The 207-nt window shown below is 70.5% G+C and carries 1 protein-coding gene; it reads right to left on the bottom strand.

Annotation, left to right across the window (positions count from 1 at the left end; genetic code table 11):
* On the bottom strand, positions 1–207 hold a 207-nt coding region (locus UK23_RS14980), incomplete at both ends, for an SdrD B-like domain-containing protein (RefSeq protein ID WP_045312118.1).

Below are 207 nucleotides of genomic sequence, written 5' to 3'. Positions count from 1 at the left end.
TTCGCGTCCGACCACACCCGGTCGCCGACCGAAGCCGTGGCCGGGATGAGACCGAAGTCCCACGTGCGGTCGGTCGCGGTCTGGCCGAGGGTGAACACCGCGGTCGCACCGGTGTTGTCACCGTCGGAGTCGAGCGCGTCGTCGCCACCCTGGTCCTGCGGCGACACCAGCATCCCGGCGGGCGGGGTGAACTTCACCGAGTAGTCG

Origin of the sequence: Lentzea aerocolonigenes, assembly GCF_000955955.1 — a bacterium.
GTDB lineage: Bacteria > Actinomycetota > Actinomycetes > Mycobacteriales > Pseudonocardiaceae > Lentzea > Lentzea aerocolonigenes_A.
This window is presented reverse-complemented; position numbering and strand designations above follow the sequence as displayed.